The 1,710-nt window shown below is 50.9% G+C and carries 1 protein-coding gene; it reads right to left on the bottom strand.

Going from position 1 to position 1,710, the window contains the following annotated elements; genetic code table 11:
- Positions 1–99: 99 nt before the first annotated feature.
- The gene (locus ACDP63_RS24735) at positions 100–1,482 is read right to left on the bottom strand and encodes a class I SAM-dependent DNA methyltransferase (RefSeq protein ID WP_409928841.1); all 1,383 of its coding nucleotides are present in this window, start codon (positions 1,480–1,482) and stop codon (positions 100–102) included.
- Positions 1,483–1,710: the final 228 nt, after the last annotated feature.

The following is a 1,710-nucleotide window of genomic DNA, read 5'->3' as shown; positions in this document are numbered from 1 at the left end:
TGAGCTCATTGTGAGCTTCACTAACCGGCACTCGCCCCCCAACGCACCCAACTCGCGCTCCCAAGCGCACCCCAAATCCCAATGGGACGGAGACGGCGCTTACACTGCACTCGACTCGCGCCCCTTATCAAGGTGCTCGGCCTCAATAAGCTCAGCGGCCATGAAGTCAGGATCCAATGAATTAACACGAATCACTCGCAATACTGTCTTCGGCGAGGTATTCTCCGAATTTTTCTGAGCGACAATGCAGCCAACATACGCATCTGCATCAAAAACTTTTGAGGTACCAAAGTCGACAATGGACTTAATCATTGTTGAACGGGTTAATATATCCCTGATCGCCGTCGCGTTCTTGTTTATGAAGGTACGATTCGGAATAACAAGTCCCAAGAACCCACCCGGCTTGAGGATGTTTACCGCCTGCTCAACGAATAGAGACGAAAAGTCGTAACGGCCTTTTGCGGCAAGATACTGCCCCTCTAGTTTCTCGCGATTGGCAACCATACTGGTGGCCAAGTAAGGTGGATTTCCAAGAACGATGTCATACTCTCGATTAAGATCGCCCCATGTTGTAGCATCAAGCCCATCGCCGGATATAATGACGGCCGAGAGGTTGGGGAGAGGCAAAGCATTCGGCTCCTCAATAAGCCTTTGCCAAAGATGCAGCCGAGCCGCAGTTACCGCCTTTGGATCTATGTCGACGCCAACAATGCAACCAGATTCGATCAGCTCCCGCGCCCAAGAGCGGTTGGCATCTTTACGTTTTAAATGCCCCAATACGCGATCAACTGCGGCAACAAGGAACGAGCCCGAGCCACAAGAGAAATCTATTACCTTTGGCAAGTCGTCTTTTTCAGGATCAGAGAAATATCGATCCACACAGGTTGCGGCCAAGTAGGATGTCAAGAACCTGGGGGTGTAATATGCTCCAGCTGACTTTCTAACGCTCACCCTCTCTACCCCCCGCTGAGGCTCAAAGAAAAGTTCGGACTGCAGCGGGAGTGGTGCAGGTTGCAAAACAGTGGACAAATATTTTTCATAGGCAAGTCCGAGAACGTCGGCACTTATCCATGAGAAATCATATTTAGCGTCAGCGCCCGGCACCTTCTTTGGAACGTATAGATCCCTTACAACTCCACACAGAATATGCGGCTCAATGTCGAGCACAACATCGTCAGAGAAAAGGTCACTCCCAATTCTTTGCTTGGCGCGGGAGAGTATGACCTTCCACGCATCGAAATCAAATGAGTCTGGAGATATGACCGCAGACGCTATTCTCGGAATTACATCATCTAGGCCGCGATCCTCAACCGTTCGTAAAACAAAAAGCTGCGCATAAAGGGTCTGCAGTTGAGAATCAACCTTTGTAACTGCACTTCTGGAATACCGAACTGCCTTTTCCCTCCAGCTGTCTAGACGCTCAACTAGAGCATCATCGACCGCCTGCAGTAACGAGGTGGGCTGCTCGATATCGAAAAGCAATCGCTGTGGATGGCTTTTCCGAACAGCATCAACCTTAAATGCATTAAGGATTTCTGCTCGGTGTGACTCTGTTGCACAAATTGACTGACGGTCAGAGTTCCCCTTTCCCCCGACGGAGTCATCCCCCGATCTTGATCAGCTTGAGTTGCAGGCTGGTCAACGACCAGTCCGCCATGGCCTCGGGCAGTTCGATGCAGCGCAGGAAGGTTGCCAGGTTGTAGGCCAGCG

Source organism: Paracoccus sp. P2 (assembly GCF_046335115.1).
Taxonomy (GTDB): domain Bacteria; phylum Pseudomonadota; class Alphaproteobacteria; order Rhodobacterales; family Rhodobacteraceae; genus Paracoccus; species Paracoccus pantotrophus.
Note: the sequence above shows the minus strand (reverse complement) of the source record. Positions and strands in the feature narration are given on the sequence as shown.